The organism is Chryseobacterium sp. BLS98, assembly GCF_001045445.1.
GTDB lineage: Bacteria > Bacteroidota > Bacteroidia > Flavobacteriales > Weeksellaceae > Chryseobacterium.
Genome location: NZ_LFNF01000003.1, coordinates 261,940 through 281,562, shown reverse-complemented (window position 1 = coordinate 281,562; position 19,623 = coordinate 261,940). Strand labels below are relative to the sequence as shown.

Here is a 19,623-nt window from a genome sequence, read left to right as displayed (position 1 = left end):
GTTAGACAAATCTAACAATTATTTTTTAATTACAAAACACCATGATAAATGTTGTTGAAATGAATTCATGAAAAATGATTAAATTTGAGAAACTACATACAAAAGTAAAATGAGATATCATCAAGCGGGAAATATCCCACCAAAAAGACATACGATTTTCAAATCGCCGGAAGATAAATTTTACTATGAACAGCTTTTCGGAACAGAAGGCTTTCACGGAATCTCCTCATTGTTATACCATACCCACCGCCCTACTCAGATTAAATCGATAGGGCCGGCAAAAGATGTAACACCAAAGATTGCAATAGAAAAAAACGTTGCTCCAAGAATGTTTAAAGGAATGAATGTAACGCCTGAAGACGATTTTATGGACAGCCGAAAGATTCTTCTGATGAACAACGACCTGAAAATGGGATTGTCAAAGCCGAGAAAGTCTATGGACTATTTCTATAAAAACGCAGAATGTGACGAGCTTTTATATGTTCATCAGGGAACAGGAATCCTGAAAACTTTTGTGGGAGACCTGGAATTTGTTACCGGTGATTACCTTATTATTCCCCGTGGAACTATCTACCAGGTAGAGCTGAAATCAGAAGACACTGTTTTTTTTGTACTTGAAAGCCACTCTCCTATTTATACCCCGAAACGCTACAGAAACGAATTCGGGCAACTTCTTGAACATTCGCCTTTCTGCGAAAGAGATATCATTGCACCGGTTTTTAAAGAACCTAAAGATGAAAAAGGGGAATTTTTAATTAAAGTAAAAAAAGAAAACCAGATCACGGACTTTATCTATGCAACACACCCTTTTGATGTCGTAGGATGGGACGGATATTTTTATCCTTATAAATTCAATATTAAAAACTTTGAGCCTATTACGGGAAGAATTCACCAACCGCCTCCGGTACACCAGAACTTTGAAGGCCACAATTTCGTAGTCTGCTCGTTCTGTGCCAGAATGTATGACTACCATCCTTTAGCTATCCCGGCACCTTATAATCACTCAAATATCGATTCTGATGAGGTTTTATTCTATACGGAAGGTGATTTTATGAGCCGTAACCACATCGACCTGATGGACTTCACGCTGCATCCGGGAGGAATCGTACACGGACCTCACCCGGGAGCTATGGAAAGAAGTATCGGTAAAAAATTCACGGAAGAATATGCTGTAATGGTCGACCCTTTCCGTCCGTTGAAAATTACAGAAGAAGCTTTAAAAGTGGAAGATCCTTCATATAAAACATCATGGCTGGAAGAATCTGATAAAACCATGGAAGACCGTTCCCAGGAATAAAAAAATTCACCCATAAAAATTTCATTATGTACAATTATATTAGTGCAGAAGAAGCGATATATACTGTAAAAAGCGGAAACCGTGTATTTTTCCACGGAAGCGCATGTACTCCGAATTATTTAATTGACGAATTGGCAAGACAGTCTCACCGCCTGCAAAATGTAGAGATGGTTTCCATCACCCAGCAGGGAAACGTTGAAATTGCAAAACCTGAATACAAAGATAGTTTCTTCGTTAATTCCTTATTTGTATCAACTCCAGTGCGGGATGCAGTAAATTCGGACAGAGGAGACTTTGTTCCTGTATTCTTAAGTGAAATTCCTATTCTGTTCAGAAAAAATATACTTCCTCTGGATGTGGCTCTGGTAACTGTTTCTCCACCGGATAAACACGGTTTCTGTACTTTGGGAACTTCCGTAGATGTGGCAAGGGCTGCTGTTGATACCGCTAAAATTATTGTTGCCATCGTCAATCCTTTAATGCCGAGAACACACGGAGACGGAATGATTCACATCAGCAGGATTCATAAGCTGGTGTGGCACGAAGAAGAACTTCCGACTGTAGATTACGGCTCAAAAGTAGGTCCCGAAGAAATGCTTGTGGGGAAAAATGTAGCTGAACTTATTGAGGACAGATCGACATTACAAATGGGTATCGGAACCATTCCCGATGCTGTTCTGAAATGTTTAACCAATCATAAAGATCTTGGCGTTCATACAGAAATGCTGAGTGACGGTGTTATAGACCTGATCCAGAATGATGTGATCAACAATAAATACAAAGGCTACAACGATAATAAAACCATCACAAGTTTCTGTTTCGGTACCAGAAAGCTTTACGATTATGTAGATGACAATACGGTTTTTGCATTCAAAGATGTAAGCGATGTGAACTTCCCGATCAATATCATGCGGAACAAAAAAATGGTAGCGATTAATTCTGCCATTGAAATTGACCTTACCGGGCAGGTATGTGCAGACTCCATCGGGACATTGCAGTACAGCGGAATAGGAGGCCAGATGGACTTCATGAGAGGTGCAGCGCTGAGTGAGGACGGAAAACCGATTATTGCCATCACATCAAGAACCAAAAAAGGCGTCTCAAGGATCGTTCCTTTTCTTAAACAGGGAGCCGGTGTGGTGACAACAAGAGGACATATCCATTATGTAGTGACAGAATACGGTACCGCTTATTTATATGGTAAAAACCTCCGCCAAAGAGCCCAGGAACTTATCAGCATTGCCCACCCGGATGACAGGGAAATGCTGGAAAGAGCTGCTTATGAACGGTTTAAACACTAAGGATATTGCTGCTTTATTCCGTCCGACAGTTTTTCTTACAAATTATGGTTAGCATATTAATAACTCAACAAAAATGGTCTTAGAAATAATTTAACATTTTGGCAGTGTTTTTGATAAACTCATTCAAAACCAAAGGAAATTGAAAACTATATATAATTCGATAAGAGAAGAAGTTGGAAAGCATGAAAAAGTAAGAAATTCAGTTTTAGGGAATGTAGATGAATGGAAAAGAAGCCATTATATTATTCTTTCTGAAATTATAAAAGATGAATTATCTGAAGCTGAAGAACTAAAAGGGGGAAAAAAATTTGAAATAGGAAATACAATATCACATGTCACCCTGCAGCGTTTTTTCGAAAACGACTACCAGGACAAAACACATAATGATCTCAGATTCCTGAAAACACTGGATAAAATCTGTATTTTTCTGGGCTATAAAGACCTTAGCGACTACATACAGTCCATGAAATTAAAAGGTCCGGAAAAGCAACCGGCAGAAGGTGACCTTGAATTCCTTACCAAAATGGTGTATGATTATTGCGCTACTGCATTTGAATTTTACAAAAAATTCCCGGAGCATAATACCGAAGTTTTCAAAGACCTGGTATTTGATGGCTCTCCGTTTCTGGAAAGAACTTCCGGGTTCAGTAAAGAATTATGTGAAAGAGACTTTCACCTGGTGACTAAAAACAACCGTTCCAACTACGAGGTTTTTGATATCCACCTGGTTACCGACGAACCTGAAAAAAAAATACTGGAAACCCAGGAATTCTGGAATCTTCTGTTCAAAGTAGGTGAAACCGGAGAGGAACATTTTGTAAATCAGCTTAATACCCAGATTTATTTTATCCGTAAAATAAATAATACATGGAAAATATGGGATAATTATAATCCCGATGCAGGCAGATTAAACAGAAAAGCCTGAATAAAAGAATAGAGAAAGCCGTAGAAATTTCTACGGCTTTTCTTTTTTCGAAAATATTTTTTTTTCACTTATTGGTGTATCAAAGATAGATATCCAATTTTAGTATAAAGAAACTTAAATATACTTAAATGAACTCTTCTTTAACATTATGTTAAGTATATTTAAGGAATATGTTTCAATACTTTCGCTATTTCTAAGATTTTTGTAATTTGCATTCATTAAAATAAAAGTAAAAATAGAAATATGTCAACACTTACATTTGCCGAAAAAATTGCTCAAGCTGAGAATTTTTTACCTATCAACGGTACAGATTACATTGAGTTTTATGTAGGAAATGCTAAACAGGCTGCCCATTATTACAAAACCGCTTTCGGTTTTCAGTCTGTAGCATATGCTGGTCCTGAAACAGGAGTAAGAGACCGTGCTTCTTATGTTCTTCAGCAGGGGAAAATAAGATTGGTATTAACAACAGGGCTTAAATCCGACTCACCTATCAGCGAGCACGTAAAAAAACATGGTGATGGAGTGAAAGTTTTAGCACTTTGGGTAGATGACGCTTACAAAGCTTTTGAAGAAACTACCAAAAGAGGCGGAAAACCATATCTGGAGCCTGTAACTTTAACAGATGAGAATGGCGAGATAAGAATGTCCGGAATTTACACATACGGAGAAACGATCCATATGTTTGTGGAAAGAAAAAACTACAAAGGAGCTTTCATGCCAGGATATGAAAAGTGGGAAAGCGATTACAATCCTGAAGAAACAGGTTTATTGTACGTAGACCATTGTGTAGGAAACGTAGATTGGAACAGAATGATCCCAACCGTAGAATGGTACGAAAAAGTAATGGGGTTTGTGAATATCCTTTCTTTTGATGATAAGCAGATCAATACAGAATATTCTGCATTGATGTCTAAAGTAATGTCTAATGGAAACGGATTTGCAAAATTCCCAATCAATGAGCCGGCAGAAGGTAAAAAGAAATCTCAGGTAGAAGAATATCTTGATTTTTATGAAGGTGAGGGGGTACAGCACATTGCCGTAGCTACAAAAGATATTATCCACACGGTAACTGAATTAAAAAAACGCGGGGTAGAGTTCCTTTCCGCTCCACCAGAGGCTTACTACGATATGGTTCCCGAAAGAGTTGGTCATATTGATGAAGATCTTAAGAAATTACAAGACTTAGGCATCCTTATTGATCATGATGAAGAAGGATACTTGCTTCAGATTTTTACGAAGCCTGTAGAAGACCGTCCTACTCTATTCTTTGAAATCATTGAAAGACACGGTGCACAGAGTTTTGGTGCCGGAAATTTCAAAGCATTATTCGAAGCATTGGAAAGAGAGCAGGAAAGAAGAGGAAATCTTTAATTTAAATATAGAATACAAAGTTTTGTCAGGATGAAGAGTCTTGGCAAAACTTTTTTTTAAACACACATTTATGAGAAAATTATTAATCGGGGTTTTATTTTTCGGAACATTGGGGCTTAAAGCTCAGTATGGAACCCTTAATGAGATCCTGAACCGTTTGGAAGAAAGAAAAGGCATCAATCAGCATCTTGAAAAAGTGAATGTAGATAATAAAAAATTCATCTTCATTAAGGATGCAGAGGATCATACGGAAAGAGATTTTATTATTATCAAAGGTAAAGAAGCCACTTATGTAGAAGTTTTTGATGACAAAGCAACCGGGGAAAGCAGTTCAAATGTTTTTACGGGAGATATCATCAGGAAAAAAAACATTCTTTCTTTAAGAGCTGACAAGCTTGAAAATAAAAAAGTTCCGCTGCCCGTTACCAAAACTTTGCTGCTGACCAAGCAGGATGATATCCTGTATCTTATTGATGTCAACACAAAAGACAGGTGGATAGATGAAGCCTCTTATTCCAAAAAGAAATAATTCCCGAAGAATCAGGTTAGCAGATCTGGATAGATTTGTTATCTTACCATTTTAATTTAAACTCCAAAAAATTATGAAATCATTTGTAGAATATTCTTCAGATTCAGACTTTTCTATACATAATATTCCTTTCGGGGTAGCCGTTTTTAATAAAGAGTATATCGGATGCTGTACAAGGATTGGTGACCAGATCATCGATCTTGCCACCCTTTATGATCTTGGATATTTTGAAGACATTGAAGGATTGGACGACAACGTGTTTGAAGCCTATACCATTAACGAATTCATCGAACTGGGAAAACCCGTAACCAATGCAGTCCGTACCAGAATTCAGGAATTCCTTCAGGAAGGTTCCATCCTGTCAAAGGACGAAAAAACCATAGCAGATGCTTTCTATGACCTTGACAAGGTAAAAATGATGATGCCTGTACACATCCCGAATTATACGGATTTCTACAGCAGCATTGAACACGCAACGAACGTGGGGAAAATGTTCCGCGATCCTGCTAATGCCCTTCTTCCAAACTGGAAGCACCTTCCGGTAGGTTACCATGGGAGAGCTTCATCCATCGTAGTTTCAGGAACGGATATTAACCGCCCAAAAGGCCAGACAAAACCTGCAGATGTAGAAAAACCTATTTTCGGACCAAGCAAGCAACTAGATTTTGAGCTTGAAATGGCCTTTATTCTTAACAGAAATACAGAAATGGGTGAAAGCATTTCTACAAAAGATGCTGAAGACGCTATTTTCGGAATGGTTATTTTCAATGACTGGTCTGCAAGAGATATCCAGTCCTGGGAATATGTTCCATTAGGACCTTTCCTTGCCAAGAATTTTGGGTCTTCTATTTCTCCGTGGGTCGTTACCCTTGAAGCCCTGGAGCCATTCAGAACAGCTTCTCCAAAGCAGGATCCTGAAGTTTTAGATTATTTAAAATTTGAAGGCGATAAAAATTACGATATCAATCTTGAAGTGTATCTACAGCCGGAAAATGGCGAAGAAAACCTGATTTCCGAAAGTAATTATAAATTTATGTACTGGAATATGACCCAGCAGCTGGCTCATCATACCGTAAACGGATGTAATGTAGAGGTTGGCGACCTGTATGCCAGCGGAACAATCTCCGGAAGCGATCCGAAATCATTCGGTTCTATGCTTGAGCTTACCTGGAGAGGACAAAATCCTTTACAGCTAAGCAATGGCCAGGAAAGAAAATTCATTGAAGACAATGATACGGTTACCATGAAAGCCTGGGCAGAGAAAGATGGGGTGAGAGTAGGTTTTGGTGAGGTTTCAGGAAAAATTATTCCAACAGTTTAATATCTTTTCACCACAAAAGTCACAAAAGATTCTATGATCACACAATCATATCTAACTGATCTAACTTATAAGATAAATGGTGCCTGCATAGAAGTTCATAAAATTTTAGGTGCTGGTTTACTTGAAAGTGTATATCATAAGTGTTTGGAAGAAGAATTCAGATTAAGAAATATTAGTTTTAAATCTGAACTAAAAGTTCCAGTAATGTATAAAGGAAAAGAAATGAATTGTAATTTCTTTTGTGATTTTCTTGTTGAAGATTTAATTGTCGTTGAATTGAAGTCAATCACCGAATTCAATGACATTCACCGATCCCAAATTTTAAATTATATTAATTTAATGAAAAAGCCAAAAGGAATCTTAGTCAACTTTAATGTAAAAAACTTATATCATGAAGGTCAGGAAACTTTTGTAAATAAATACTACAATATGCTTCTCTAAACTTAAAAAAATTATTTTAATTAAAAACTTTTGTGACTTTTGTGGTTAATAATAAACAATGAAAACAGTAATCCCCTCCGAATTATCTCCCGTACAGCTTCAAACCATTATGCAGACTGCTGTGTCGCCGCGACCAATTGCTTTAGCTTCTACAGTTGATAAAAACGGAACCATCAATTTATCTCCGTTCAGTTTTTTCAATATGTTCAGCACCGTTCCTCCGATCTTGATTTTTTCGCCATCGAGAAGAGTTCGTGACAATACAACAAAACATACTTTGGAAAATATACTGGAAGTTCCTGAAGTAGTAATCGGGACTGTAAATTTCCCGATTGTACAGCAGATTTCTTTAGCTTCCACAGAATATGAAACCGGAGTCAATGAGTTTATTAAATCCGGCTTGACCATGAAAGAGGCTGATCTGATACAGCCCAAACTGATTGAAGAATGCCCCGTCAACTTTGAATGTAAAGTTTTAGAGGTGAAATCATTGGGAGATCAGGGAGGTGCAGGAAATCTTGTGATCTGTGAAGTGCAGAAAATCCATATCAGGGAAGAATATCTGAACGAAGCAGGGAATTTAGATCAGCACAAGCTGGATATGGTAGCCCGTTTGGGAAGTAATTGGTATTCCAGGAGCAATGAAAACAGCCTTTTTGAAGTTCCAAAGCCATTGGTAACAAAAGGAATCGGGTTTGATCTTTTACCGGATTCCATCAAATACAGTAAGGTATTTACAGGAAACGACCTTGGAATGCTTGCCAATGTAGAAGTTCTTCCTCCCGGAGATTTTCATACAGATGAGAACATTCACCTGAATGCTCAGAAATTACTGCTGGAAAGCAGAATTGAAGAAGCATGGACACTTTTAACAATACAATGATTCCACAATAAAAGAACCAGCCTTATCAGGCTGGTTTTTTATTCTTTGTACAGATCTGAAGCTGCTTACATAGACTTGAGTACCTCAGTAACCTTAATCCTTTCTTTCTCAATAAAATCTGTTACCTTTCCATTTTTGTCAATAGCTACATTTAGATTATCGTTCTTGGAATCATAGAAGATGGATGTTGAATACCCGGGGCAGTCATGCTGCTTACAGCCTGTTACCTTATAGATTCCGTTTTCGGACACGATTTGGGATTCTACATTAAAGTTTTTAAAAATTTCATCGTATTGCGCTCCTGTAATTTTCTTAACCCTGTCTGCAAAATCTTTATTTTCAAACAGTTTGATATCATGAGGGTATTTTCCTATATTGTTCGTGATGATATTTCGGGTGGAAGATGGTGCGGAAGAAGTAGCAGAGTCTGCTTTTATTGTTACAGAATCTTTAGTCATTGCTGAAGATGGATCAATTTTTGTCTCTTTTTTACAGGAAACTACTGTCAGTAACGAAAACGCACAGGCGCTTAAGATCAGTTTTTTCATAATATATATCATTAATATGTGAAAACCTGATACTCAAATTTTATGCCATATATTAAGGTTATTTTATATTTTTATTAATAAAATCAATGCATTTTTCGGTTACGATTTTAAGATTTTCAGGAAGTCTGTTTTCCAGCCAGGGTTCTTTTGCCCCAAAAGTATGATCTGCACCTTCAACTAAAAACAGCTCTGAGTTAGGGTTAAGAATATGAAGATGTTCCGCATTTTTCACACTTACACTTTCATCATCAGTTCCGTGAATGATCAAAACATAAGCTTTGGCCATTTCCGTTGCCCTTTCCACATCGAAGCGGTGAATGTTTTTTTCAAAATCTTCATAAAACTGGTAGTAATGCGGCATTTCCTGTTTTGTCCTTCCGTTCAGCACATAATATACGCCTGCCTTTTTCCAGTTCTCCAACGCCTCATCTTTTGGAAAACGTTCCAGAGTATCCACACTGGCGAGGGTGATAAGGCCGTTGATTCTTTCATCTTCAAATGTTTTTATGATGGAAATTCCTCCTCCTCTGCTGTGTCCGATCAGAATGATCCTCTGGTCATCCACATTCGGATCTTTCACGAAATGATCAATCACCACACCCAGATCTGAAAGTTCTTTTGAATAATTATTATTTCCGAAAGCCTCGAGATCGCCAAAATTGTGGGGATCTTCAACAGTAGTGCCGTTATGGGACGAATTGAATTTAACAAAGAAAAAACCTGCCTCTGCAAACTTTTCCGCCATCATATTCCAGGCTCCCCAGTCTTTGTAACCTTTATAGCCATGTACAAAAATCACTAACGGCATTTTTTCACCGGTATCAGGATATAGAGCATCGGCCAGAAAATCTCTGGTTTCTTTGTTTTCCAGTTTTATATTAAGCTTTTTTATCAGTTCCATATGAAAATTTTAATTGCTGTTCTTAGTTATCGTTCAGAGCTTAACCCCTCACTTTAATTTAAATATATAAAAAAAAATTAACCCGGAAAAGTTAATCTTCTGCCCTGCACTTGGTTCAATAGTATAAAAAATAACCTTATTTTTGCGGTATGCTGGATTTAAGAACGGTAACCGTCATGCGTTACATCCTGCCGCTGAGAGAAGGCGGATCCCTTCCTGCTTTGGCAGAAGCTGATGATGATTTTAAATATGTACTGAAATTCCGGGGCGCTGGCCACGGAGTCAAGATGCTGATCTCTGAACTTTTGGGTGGCAAGATCACGGAAGCTTTAGGACTGAAGATCCCGGAGCTGGTTTTTGTCAATCTGGATGTTGATTTCGGAAGAACGGAAGCTGATGAGGAAATCCAGGATCTGCTAAAATTTTCGGAAGGTCTGAACCTTGGCCTGCATTATCTTTCAGGTTCCATTACCTACGATCCCAGTGTAAAGGTAGACCCGCTTCTGGCATCAAAAATCGTCTGGCTAGACGCATTTATCACCAACATTGACCGTACTTTCAGGAATACAAATCTCCTGATGTGGCACAAAGAGCTTTGGGTGATTGATAACGGAGCATCGTTTTACTTCCATCATTCATGGCAGAATTTTGATACCGCTGCAAAAACACCGTTCAAATATGTGAAGGATCATGTGCTTCTTCCAAAGGCAAAAATGCTGGATGGGGCAGATCAGTTTGCCCATGAAGTACTGAATGATAGCCTGTTCAGGGAAATCGTCAATTTAATTCCGGAAGCCTGGCTCCATTGGGATGATGCTGATGAAACTCCTGAAGAAATCCGTGAAATTTATTTTCAGTTCCTGAAAACCAGGTTGGAAAATTCTCAAATCTTTGTAAACGAAGCTAAAAATGCAAGAGGATAAAATATACGAATACGCCGTTATACGCCTGGTGCCTAAAGTTGAAAGAGAAGAATTTTTCAATATCGGGCTTGTGATGTTTTCCAAGAAGGAGAAATTTATCCGTGTGGAATTTTATCTCTGTCCGGATAAATTCAGACTGATGCACAGCAAACTGGATTATGATGATGTGATCCATAATCTTGAGAGTTTTCAAAAAATTGCCAATGGTGATAAAGAGGGAGGACCTATTGCCCTGATGGATATTCCGGAACGTTTCCGCTGGCTTACGGCTGTAAGAAGCTCTTCCATTCAGACTTCAAGACCTCATCCGGGAAAATCCAAAGACCTGGAAAAAACGTTTGGTAAACTTTTTGAGGAGTTAGTAAAATAATACTCCACGGCAAAAAGTATACTATGAAATCTTCAATCAATAACATATCAATCTACAGGTTTTTCACAAACCTGTTTTTTGTTCTTTTTTTAGGCCTTTTCAATTTAAGTTATTCACAAGGCCCACCAGAGCCTATCGTCAAGAAAAGTATTCTTCTTCCTGAAATTTCTTCAGTCTCAGAAAATATTATTTATAAAACCAATGCAAAAGGAAATCCTATTGCTTTGGATATGTATATTCCCAAAACATTTTCCGACAGTAAAATGCCTGTCGTTATTTATGTACATGGCGGTGCGTGGGTAAAAGGTGATAAAGCAATCACGGATAGCAGCTATATTGAAACCTTCATTTCAAAGCTGCTCGACAAAAAATATGCAGTCATCAGCATCGCCTATACTCTTCTGAACGACAGCATTCATTTTCCCCTTCCGTTGGAAGATACCAAGGATGCAGTAAGATGGGTCAGAAAAAATGCGGCAAAATATAATTTCGATCCGGATAATATCGGACTTTTCGGGGCTTCATCAGGCGCACACCTTTCGATGCTTGCAGCCTATACACCTGATCATCAATTTCCCGGAAGTCCCGAGCTTTCTTCTTATTCCTCAAAGGTGAATTATGTTATAGATCATTACGGACCTTCTGATATGAATAAGCTGCTTCATACCAGACTGGGAAAAGTACCCGTATTCTTTTTCGGACTGGCTGCAAAGAAAATCGTAGATCTCAGGAGCGATCTTGTGAGAGGGCTGTCAGGATATGACATTAAAAAAGATAAAAGCAAAGTAATAGACTATTTTAAAACTATTTCACCAATAACGTATGTTTCACAAGGAGTTCCTACATTAATTGTTCAGGGAAATAAAGATAAGATTGTTCCTATGAAGCAGTCTAAAAAACTCCACAGAAAGCTTAAAAAAGAAAATATCCAAAATACTCTGATTATTGTTGAAGACGGCCTGCATGGCTTCAAAACCACAGATAAAAACTATATGGACAAGCTGACTGATCAGATGGTGGATTTTGTTGACTCTCAACGAAAATAAACAATATATAGTTTTTCATTTAATAAAAACAATAAGCACCTGTAAATCAAATTACAAAATACATAAATAAGTTTTAAAAGGCACAAAATTGCTAAATTAATATACATTTCATCATTTTTTATTCATAAAATAATTAACTTGGCTTTTGTTTAAATTATTCTTAACAAAACATCCAATATTTTTAATTATTCATCCTTAAAAAACCGATGACATGGATTTTCTGAATAACACCAATGCGCTTACGCTGATTTTTGTGTCAGTACTTGTATTTGCAATTGCCTACCGTTTTTATGGTATTTTTATTGCCAATAAAGTTCTGAAACTTAATGATAAAAACACGACTCCTGCGGTAGAATTTGCCGATGGTAAAGATTATGTTGCCACCAACAAAAATGTACTTTTCGGGCATCATTTTGCTGCCATTGCCGCCGCCGGGCCTTTAGTAGGACCCGTTCTTGCCGCCCAATTCGGATATTTGCCCGGCGCATTATGGATCTTAATCGGATGTGTTCTGGGTGGCGGAGTGCACGATATGGTTGTTTTATTTGCTTCAGTGAGGCATAAAGGGCAAAGTCTCGCGACCATAGCCTCCAAAGAAATAGGCAGGGCAACCGGAACTGTAGCAGGTTTTGCCATTTTATTCATCCTGATTCTTACACTTGCCGGATTGTCACTAGCTTGTATCAATGCAATGCATGAAGCTTCATGGTCGCTTTTTACTGTGGTAATTACCATGCCTATTGCAGTCATCATGGGCCTTATTATGAGATACAGAAAAAACAGTGTGCTTTTTGCCAGTATCTTAGGAGGTATACTTTTGGTAGCGGGTATTATCGGCGGCCATAGCCTGATGCAGAACGAAACAATGAATAATCTGTTTTCGTGGGACATCAAAACCATTTCTATTGCCATTCCTTTGTATGGTTTCCTCGCTTCCGTGCTGCCTGTATGGCTGCTTCTGGTACCGAGAGATTATCTTTCAACCTATCTTAAAATAGGAACCATCATTATGCTTGCCGTAGGGGTAATTGTCATTCATCCAACCATCCAAATGCCTGCGCTTACGGAGTTTGTAAAAGGTGGCGGCCCCGTTATAGGAGGTCCTGTACTGCCTTTTATCTTTATTGTTATCGCATGCGGAGCAATTTCCGGTTTTCATGCCGTAATCGCAACTGGGACAACACCTAAAATGCTTAATAAAGAAAAGGAAATTCTATTTGTAGGTTACGGTGCAATGCTTGTAGAAGGTTTTGTAGCTTTAATGGCTTTAATTGCCGCCTGTACATTAATGCCCGGTGATTATTTTGCTATCAATACCCCGAAAGAGTCCTATGATGCTTTCCTTGCTGCCCACCCTTCTCTTCATGGGGTAGATATCGATTATTATTCACAGAAAATAGGCATCGAGCTTCACGGAAGAACCGGCGGGGCTGTATCTCTGGCAGTGGGAATGGCCCATATTTTCAACAAGATCCCGTACATGGACCAGCTGACTGCATACTGGTATAATTTTGCCATTATGTTTGAAGCTGTATTTATTCTTACCGCCATTGATGCAGGAACAAGAGTAGGCCGGTTCTTTTTGCAGGAAATGCTGGGTTCTGTGATTCCTAAATTCAATGATAAAAACTGGGTTCCCGGAATTATTATCAGCAGCCTTTTATTTACCTTCGCCTGGGGATATCTGGTATTTACAGGCAACGTAAGCAGTATCTGGCCGTTATTCGGGATCAGTAACCAGTTGTTGGCAGCCTGCGGCCTGATCGTCTGTACAACCATGCTGATCCGGATGAACAGAGGTAAATATGCTTTATGTTCTGCAGTTCCCGGAGTTTTCATGGCTGGAATTACTTTCTGGGCGGGATACATTCAGGTGACAGCTATTTATCTTCCTAAAGAACAGTATCTGCTGGCTACTTTAGCAGTTACAGCCATGGTATTAATGCTTATTGTGTTCATTGGGGCTTTTATCAAATGGTACCAGCTTCTGCAGATCAAGACCACAGAAACAGATTATTACGGAGAGCCTGTAAAAGAGCTTGTAGAAAGATAATCAGAATGAAATTAAGATAAATACAAAGCCAGTCCGGAATATCCGGGCTGGCTTTTCACTAATTACTATTTATTTAAAAATTGAAGTTGAGTCTTGTAAACACATACCTTCCGTTCTGCCCGAACTGGGATGTTGAACGGGAATAGATAAACTGGTCATTGTTGGTAGATGCTGTAAGGTTTTTATCGGGATAAATATCAAAAAGGTTGTTTACTCCCAATGTAAGCCCTACATTCTTTGTAAACTGGTAGGCCAGTGAAAGGTCGGTAATGATTTTATGCCCGATTTGCTGATGTTCATTGAACCCTACAACTCCGTCACCGTTGACATCAATAATGTCTGCACCGGTCACTTTTCCGAAATAGGTATTTCTAAGATAGAAACTTGCATTCTTCCATGTAAGAGTGTGGGATAAGCTTGCTTTTACCCTTGGAACGGCCTCCTCCAGGTAGACTCTGGACTTTTCAGAAAAATAGATTTTCTCAAGATTCGGAGACTGCAGAAGTCCTGCGGAGTGAATATCCCCTACTTTCCTGGTCTCACTGATATTGGCAGCAAAGCTGTTATCCAGTTTCAGGCCGGAAAATCTTACGTTATGAGAAATTACAAGGTCTATTCCTTTTGTTTCCGTATCTATGGCATTGGTGAAGAACTGAGCTCCATTAACTTCCTGTGCATCAAAAGCAGCCTGTGCTGCAGCAGGGACATCTGATCTTAAGAACTGATCCGTAAGAATGATCCTGTTATTAATTCTTGTAAAATAACCGTCTGCCGTAAAAGTAAGGCTTGCAGAAGGAATCCTGTAAGTAAACCCTACGCTGGCAGATTTAGAAGTTTCCTGCTTTAGTTTTGGCATTTCCAGCAACCCTGCAATTTCTGAATCATTGCTGAAAGTTCCCACATCCAGAAGACGGCCTACTGGAAACTGAGGAGAAGTAACAAATAATGTCGATGTTACATTATAATAAATCTGGTGGATGGATGGCGCCCTGAATCCTGTGGAACCTGCCAATCTTATGTTAAAATCGGGAGTCACCTTAATTCTTGAAGCCAATTTATAATTAAACGTAGATCCAAAATCTGAATAGTTTTCATATCTCGCGGCTGCATCTACCAATAACCAGTTGGTAAAATTGAATTCCACATCTGCATAAGCGGCCACTGCCTGTCTGTTTTTATCTACAGCATTGACCGGTTTGAACCCACTGAAAACCTGTGACCCGCCGGGAAGTGTATTTCCAAAGAAATCCGTACCTCTCGGGCTGGTATTATTCCATACATTTCCTGCTGCATCATAAGTGGTGTAAGAAGCTTCATCACCCGGTGTTATTTTAAAATTCTCATACCGGTGTTCTGCCCCGAATGCTACATTGATCCCATTCCAGACATCATATTTTTTAGAGAAATCTAAATTGATGGTGTTCTGGAAAAATCTTAAACCTCCTGCATTGAATTCATCAGGAGAGGCAAATCGTAAAGAGGTATTTCCCGTATTGCTGATATTATAATTAAATGAGTTCTGCCCGAATGTATTACTCAAATCGACATTCCAGCCATCCCAGTTTCCTTTGATCCCAGCTGAAAGTGACAGATCCTGGATATCCGTTCCGATTTGCGGCAGATAACCGTCTGAATAAAGCCCTGTAAAAGTTCTGCTCTGGTTAGGTTTTCTGTAAAAGCCACCTGAGCTTCCGTGTCTGAAACTGTATCCGCCGAACGTATATACTTTCCAGTTGTCATTAATGGGAACTTCAATATTGGCAAAAAGTTGATGGTTATTTAGTTTCGACTGCCCTACCTGCATATTGAAATCTTTTCTGTCCAGCCCTCTGTAAGCCAATTCCTGATCTGTAACATCTCCTTTTAATAAACCTTGCAGAACACCGATTGTATTGGCGCTCTGAATCTGATTCTGAAACTGAGGAGAGAAATAGCTTACTCCCTGGGCATACTGATGAATATAATTAATAAGCTGCTGCGGATTGGGAACATTGTTGATATTGGAAAAAAGTGAGGAAAGATTTACACCGTCATTCAGGGCACGTTTTTCAATAGCATTATATGCATTATAGATTGTTCCGCTTTCGGCTCCGGCTCTGAAGGTCGGGTTTCTGAATTGTGAAGACCATGTGATATTATAAAAACCTCCTTTATTCCCGATTTTATTTCCATAATTAAGATCTACCTGAATATTCTGTCCGTCAAAATTTCCAGTATGGTCATTGGCTGTCGGAGTTAAATTTCCACCATAACTTACCTGTCCCGTTAATTTTCCGATATCCTTTTTCAGTTCAAGGTTGATTACACCTGCAATAGCATCTGATCCATACTGAGCTGAGGCTCCGTCACGCAACACTTCAATTCTGTTCAAAGCAAATGAAGGAATGGAGTTCAAATCTGTTCCCACCGTTCCTCTTCCGGGTGTTCCATTCACATTAACCAAAGCAGAAGTATGCCTTCTTTTGCCATTCACTAAAACCAGTACCTGATCCGGGCCTAATCCTCTCAGCTGGGCAGGATCTAAATGGTCTGTTCCATCCGAATTGGTTTGAATGGTCGATGTGAAAGACGGTGCGACCGCATTCAGAATCTGCCCGATACTGGACTGTGGAAGTACCACTGAAGTTTCTTTTATATTGAAGACATCCACAGGAACCGGACTGTCTGTTTTGGAACGCGCACCAGCTCTTGAACCCAGTACCACCACCTCTTCTACATTATTGGTTTTTATGCTGTCTTTTTCTTTTTCCTGCCCGAAAGCATACGTCGTTCCAAGAAAAAAAAGAACAGAAGCAGATAAAATAGTCTTTTTATTTTTCATACTCTTACATCAATTAATAGTTTATGTTTTTTTGAGTGGCAAATGTAGAGTAAATTTATTAGTCTACAAAATCAATAGACTTTTGTTTTACAAAAAATGATAATAGTCTTCTTCTATTGAACATAGAATGGTAAAGTTTTATAATAAGTTGATGAATGCTAATTTTAGAAAATCCGTTGTTTTAAACTACAATATTTTTTTTAACACTTACTATTTTGAGGAAAGCAAAGATAAATGGCTAAGCCATTGATTAAGCTGTTGTGTTATCGCTTCATCAATCAATCGAAGATTGATTTCTTCTTTGCATTCTTAAGATTTTCATTATTAAAATAAACTTTGCGTTAAAAAAATCTGCAATTAAAAAACGGATCCCAAAATGGAATCCGCTTTAATATTATTACCAGTTTTTACAACTGAGAAATGCAGTTATATTTTCGTAAGCTTGGCATATTTTAAGATAAGGTTTTTCTCCCCTTCATGAATGAAAATTACCTTGGCTTTAATATTCTGCGGATCCGTACCATCCAGGAAAGAAACCTCTCCTATCCCGAAACGGTCATGTCTTACCTTATCACCAACCTCAATATCCTGGGAAGAAGCACCACTAGGATTGATAATTTTCGCTGTACTTACAGGTTTTAGTTTTCTGACTTCCGGTGCCGGTTTTGAACTGTCTCCTTTGTCAATAGTTTTCTTTTCAACCCTTCTGAATGCTTTTTGTTCGGAAGGATGCTCATCAAAAATATTGGATTTGATACCGGCATTATTGATAAACCTCTTTTCCAGAGCAGGATTCAGAAATTCGATATATTCGTCATCTATTTCACTTAAGAATCTTGAGGGTTCAGCATCAGTGATTTTTCCCCACTGAAAACGTGAAACCGCGTAAGAGAAAAACACTTTCTTTTCAGCCCTCGTCAGAGCCACATAGAAAAGACGTCTTTCTTCTTCTAAATCTTCCCTCGTTGCTGAGCTCATAAAGCTCGGGAAAAGATTTTCTTCAAGACCCACAAGGTGTACCACCGGGAATTCCAGGCCTTTTGATAAGTGAATGGTCATCAATGAAACCATATCTTCATCTGTATTTTTATCCTGGGTATCTGCAGAAAGGGCAATATTTTCAAGGAAGTTCGGAAGGCTCGGATCTCCATCCTCCAGCTGCAGCTGTTCTTCAATGAATCCCTGCATGGAGTTCATTAATTCCTGAACGTTTTCTACACGGGAAATCCCTTCCGGAGTCTGATCATCTTTTAAAAATTTGATCAGTCCGCTTCGTTTGGCCACCTCCATTGCAACACTGTAGGCAGTGTCCGTTTTCAGCAATACCTGAAAGGCTTTGATCATAGACCAGAAGTCGTTCAGTTTATTTAAAACACCATTATTAAGACCTAGTTGGGGGGCATACATAGACAAATTGCTGAGTACTTTTGAAACAGCAATATTCTGAGAGTCTGCAAAAACGATCAGTTTATTCTGTGTGGTTTCCCCTATTCCTCTTGCAGGATAATTAATGATTCTCATCAGGGCCTCTGAGTCATTTTCATTGACCAGAAGACGCAGGTAAGCAATCAGATCCTTCACTTCTTTCCTTTGGTAGAAAGAAAGCCCTCCATACACTTTATAAGGGATATTTTTACGTCTCAGTGCATCTTCAAATGCCCTGGTCTGCGAGTTTGTCCTGTACAAAATGGCAAAATCACTGTATTTTCTCTGATCTGTATTTCTGAGTTCCCAGATATTCCCGGCTACGAAATTGGCTTCATCCGCATCGGAAAGGGAACGGTAAATCTTGATTTTATCTCCTTCTTCATTATCACTGAAGACATTTTTTTTAAACTGCTGAAGGTTTTTGGCAATAACCACATTAGCAGCATTAACGATGTTCTGGGTTGAACGGTAATTCTGCTCCAGAGAAACCGTTAAGGCATCAGGATAATCTTTCTTGAAGTTTAATATATTGTAGATATTGGCACCACGGAATGAATAGATGGACTGTGCATCATCTCCCACTACGCAGATGTTTTCAAATTTTGAGGCCAGTGCCTTTACAATAAGGTACTGGGAATGGTTAGTATCCTGGTACTCATCCACCATGATATACCTGAACCTGTCCTGGTATTTGGCCAGCACTTCAGGAAAGCGGGTCAGTAATTCATTGGTTTTTAACAATAAATCGTCAAAATCCATAGCTCCGTTTTTGAAGCATTCTTCCACATATTTCTGGTAAATCTTTCCTATGAATTTCATATTCGCCTTTTCATCTGCCTCCATTAGCTCAGGATTGTTGAAATAAGCTTTTACCGTAATCAGGTTATTCTTGTAGGTTGAAATTCTTGCCTGAACTTTTTTAGGTTTATAAAGATCAGCATCGATATTCATGTCTTTGATCACTTTCCTGATGACATTCAGTGCATCCTGCTGATCGTAGATCGTAAAATTGGAAGGATATCCCAGGTAATGACCTTCAATTCTCAGGATTCTTGCAAAAACCGAGTGGAAGGTTCCCATCCATAAGCTTCTTGCATTGCTTTCTCCTACCACTTTTGCGATACGCTCTTTCATTTCGCGGGCCGCTTTGTTGGTAAAGGTTAATGCCAGGATATTGAAAGGATCCACCCCATTGTGGATCAGGTGGGCAATACGCATGGTAAGCACACGTGTTTTTCCGGAACCGGCTCCTGCAAGTACCATCAAAGGTCCCTGTAGAGAGGTAACGGCTTCATATTGTGATTCATTGAGTCCTTTCAGATAATCCATACTGCAAAAATTTTGGGAACACAAAATTAATGTATTCGGAGGACAATTCAAATTTTGGAGTGTAGAACTGAGAATTAAATATCAGAAATGTCTTTATTATCTTCTGTTTTGTTTTCCCATATCCATTTTTTAT

At 38.7% G+C, this 19,623-nt stretch carries 16 protein-coding genes; 12 read left to right on the top strand and 4 right to left on the bottom strand.

The window, feature by feature from the left end; genetic code table 11:
* The first annotated feature begins 109 nt into the window (after nucleotides 1–109).
* The 8 genes from ACM40_RS12480 to ACM40_RS12445 all read left to right on the top strand — a co-directional run bounded on the left by ACM40_RS12480 (nucleotide 110) and on the right by ACM40_RS12445 (nucleotide 8,071).
* Entirely contained in the window at nucleotides 110–1,297 is a 1,188-nt protein-coding gene (locus ACM40_RS12480; protein WP_048503124.1) for a homogentisate 1,2-dioxygenase, read from the top strand.
* Nucleotides 1,298–1,323: 26 nt separating this feature from the next.
* Nucleotides 1,324–2,598: an acetyl-CoA hydrolase/transferase family protein gene (locus ACM40_RS12475; protein WP_048503123.1), complete on the top strand. Its 1,275-nt coding sequence runs from the start codon at nucleotides 1,324–1,326 to the stop codon at nucleotides 2,596–2,598.
* 139 nt (nucleotides 2,599–2,737) lie between these two features.
* Nucleotides 2,738–3,523, top strand: a complete 786-nt coding sequence (locus ACM40_RS12470) for a hypothetical protein (protein ID WP_048503122.1) — start codon at nucleotides 2,738–2,740, stop codon at nucleotides 3,521–3,523.
* A 243-nt stretch (nucleotides 3,524–3,766) separates the two neighbouring features.
* Nucleotides 3,767–4,897: a 4-hydroxyphenylpyruvate dioxygenase gene (gene hppD / locus ACM40_RS12465; protein ID WP_048503121.1), complete on the top strand. Its 1,131-nt coding sequence runs from the start codon at nucleotides 3,767–3,769 to the stop codon at nucleotides 4,895–4,897.
* A 70-nt stretch (nucleotides 4,898–4,967) separates the two neighbouring features.
* Nucleotides 4,968–5,426 (top strand): hypothetical protein, encoded by a 459-nt coding sequence (locus ACM40_RS12460; protein WP_048503120.1) that lies wholly within the window; start codon nucleotides 4,968–4,970, stop codon nucleotides 5,424–5,426.
* Nucleotides 5,427–5,499: 73 nt separating this feature from the next.
* On the top strand, nucleotides 5,500–6,747 hold the full coding sequence (gene fahA / locus ACM40_RS12455) for a fumarylacetoacetase (RefSeq protein ID WP_048503119.1): 1,248 nt from the start codon (nucleotides 5,500–5,502) through the stop codon (nucleotides 6,745–6,747).
* 33 nt (nucleotides 6,748–6,780) lie between these two features.
* Nucleotides 6,781–7,188: a GxxExxY protein gene (locus ACM40_RS12450; protein ID WP_048503118.1), complete on the top strand. Its 408-nt coding sequence runs from the start codon at nucleotides 6,781–6,783 to the stop codon at nucleotides 7,186–7,188.
* Nucleotides 7,189–7,246: 58 nt separating this feature from the next.
* Nucleotides 7,247–8,071, top strand: coding sequence for a flavin reductase family protein (locus tag ACM40_RS12445; protein ID WP_048503117.1), 825 nt, complete (start codon nucleotides 7,247–7,249; stop codon nucleotides 8,069–8,071).
* Between the two features lie 65 nt (nucleotides 8,072–8,136).
* Here the strand turns inward: ACM40_RS12445 and ACM40_RS12440 are convergent, their stop codons facing one another.
* Nucleotides 8,137–8,619: a hypothetical protein gene (locus ACM40_RS12440; protein ID WP_053077111.1), complete on the bottom strand. Its 483-nt coding sequence runs from the start codon at nucleotides 8,617–8,619 to the stop codon at nucleotides 8,137–8,139.
* A gap of 58 nt (nucleotides 8,620–8,677) precedes the next feature.
* Nucleotides 8,678–9,520, bottom strand: coding sequence for an alpha/beta hydrolase family protein (locus tag ACM40_RS12435; protein ID WP_048503116.1), 843 nt, complete (start codon nucleotides 9,518–9,520; stop codon nucleotides 8,678–8,680).
* Between the two features lie 149 nt (nucleotides 9,521–9,669).
* Between ACM40_RS12435 and ACM40_RS12430 the strand changes: the two genes are divergently transcribed.
* From ACM40_RS12430 to ACM40_RS12415, 4 genes are all read left to right on the top strand, one after another.
* On the top strand, nucleotides 9,670–10,443 hold the full coding sequence (locus ACM40_RS12430; protein WP_048503115.1) for a HipA family kinase: 774 nt from the start codon (nucleotides 9,670–9,672) through the stop codon (nucleotides 10,441–10,443).
* Nucleotides 10,430–10,813: a DUF3037 domain-containing protein gene (locus tag ACM40_RS12425; RefSeq protein ID WP_048503114.1), complete on the top strand. Its 384-nt coding sequence runs from the start codon at nucleotides 10,430–10,432 to the stop codon at nucleotides 10,811–10,813. The genes ACM40_RS12430 and ACM40_RS12425 overlap by 14 nt, the downstream gene beginning before the upstream one ends.
* Nucleotides 10,814–10,836: 23 nt before the next feature.
* Nucleotides 10,837–11,859, top strand: a complete 1,023-nt coding sequence (locus ACM40_RS12420; protein ID WP_048503113.1) for an alpha/beta hydrolase — start codon at nucleotides 10,837–10,839, stop codon at nucleotides 11,857–11,859.
* A gap of 211 nt (nucleotides 11,860–12,070) precedes the next feature.
* Complete coding sequence (locus tag ACM40_RS12415) at nucleotides 12,071–13,912, top strand: carbon starvation protein A (protein WP_048503112.1); 1,842 nt, start codon at nucleotides 12,071–12,073, stop codon at nucleotides 13,910–13,912.
* A 73-nt stretch (nucleotides 13,913–13,985) separates the two neighbouring features.
* Here the strand turns inward: ACM40_RS12415 and ACM40_RS12410 are convergent, their stop codons facing one another.
* Nucleotides 13,986–16,733 (bottom strand): TonB-dependent receptor plug domain-containing protein, encoded by a 2,748-nt coding sequence (locus ACM40_RS12410; protein WP_048503111.1) that lies wholly within the window; start codon nucleotides 16,731–16,733, stop codon nucleotides 13,986–13,988.
* 426 nt (nucleotides 16,734–17,159) lie between these two features.
* Entirely contained in the window at nucleotides 17,160–19,490 is a 2,331-nt protein-coding gene (locus tag ACM40_RS12405; protein ID WP_048503110.1) for an ATP-dependent helicase, read from the bottom strand.
* Nucleotides 19,491–19,623: the final 133 nt, after the last annotated feature.

What these genes read in the sequence shown, in the direction of transcription:
- ACM40_RS12480 (WP_048503124.1), top strand. Translation starts at nt 110, where the DNA reads ATGAGATATCATCAAGCGGGAAATATCCCACCAAAAAGACATACGATT.
- ACM40_RS12475 (WP_048503123.1), top strand. Translation starts at nt 1,324, where the DNA reads ATGTACAATTATATTAGTGCAGAAGAAGCGATATATACTGTAAAAAGC.
- hppD (WP_048503121.1), top strand. Translation starts at nt 3,767, where the DNA reads ATGTCAACACTTACATTTGCCGAAAAAATTGCTCAAGCTGAGAATTTT.
- ACM40_RS12460 (WP_048503120.1), top strand. Translation starts at nt 4,968, where the DNA reads ATGAGAAAATTATTAATCGGGGTTTTATTTTTCGGAACATTGGGGCTT.
- fahA (WP_048503119.1), top strand. Translation starts at nt 5,500, where the DNA reads ATGAAATCATTTGTAGAATATTCTTCAGATTCAGACTTTTCTATACAT.
- ACM40_RS12450 (WP_048503118.1), top strand. Translation starts at nt 6,781, where the DNA reads ATGATCACACAATCATATCTAACTGATCTAACTTATAAGATAAATGGT.
- ACM40_RS12445 (WP_048503117.1), top strand. Translation starts at nt 7,247, where the DNA reads ATGAAAACAGTAATCCCCTCCGAATTATCTCCCGTACAGCTTCAAACC.
- ACM40_RS12440 (WP_053077111.1), bottom strand. Translation starts at nt 8,619, where the DNA reads ATGAAAAAACTGATCTTAAGCGCCTGTGCGTTTTCGTTACTGACAGTA.
- ACM40_RS12435 (WP_048503116.1), bottom strand. Translation starts at nt 9,520, where the DNA reads ATGGAACTGATAAAAAAGCTTAATATAAAACTGGAAAACAAAGAAACC.
- ACM40_RS12430 (WP_048503115.1), top strand. Translation starts at nt 9,670, where the DNA reads ATGCTGGATTTAAGAACGGTAACCGTCATGCGTTACATCCTGCCGCTG.
- ACM40_RS12425 (WP_048503114.1), top strand. Translation starts at nt 10,430, where the DNA reads ATGCAAGAGGATAAAATATACGAATACGCCGTTATACGCCTGGTGCCT.
- ACM40_RS12420 (WP_048503113.1), top strand. Translation starts at nt 10,837, where the DNA reads ATGAAATCTTCAATCAATAACATATCAATCTACAGGTTTTTCACAAAC.
- ACM40_RS12415 (WP_048503112.1), top strand. Translation starts at nt 12,071, where the DNA reads ATGGATTTTCTGAATAACACCAATGCGCTTACGCTGATTTTTGTGTCA.
- ACM40_RS12410 (WP_048503111.1), bottom strand. Translation starts at nt 16,733, where the DNA reads ATGAAAAATAAAAAGACTATTTTATCTGCTTCTGTTCTTTTTTTTCTT.
- ACM40_RS12405 (WP_048503110.1), bottom strand. Translation starts at nt 19,490, where the DNA reads ATGGATTATCTGAAAGGACTCAATGAATCACAATATGAAGCCGTTACC.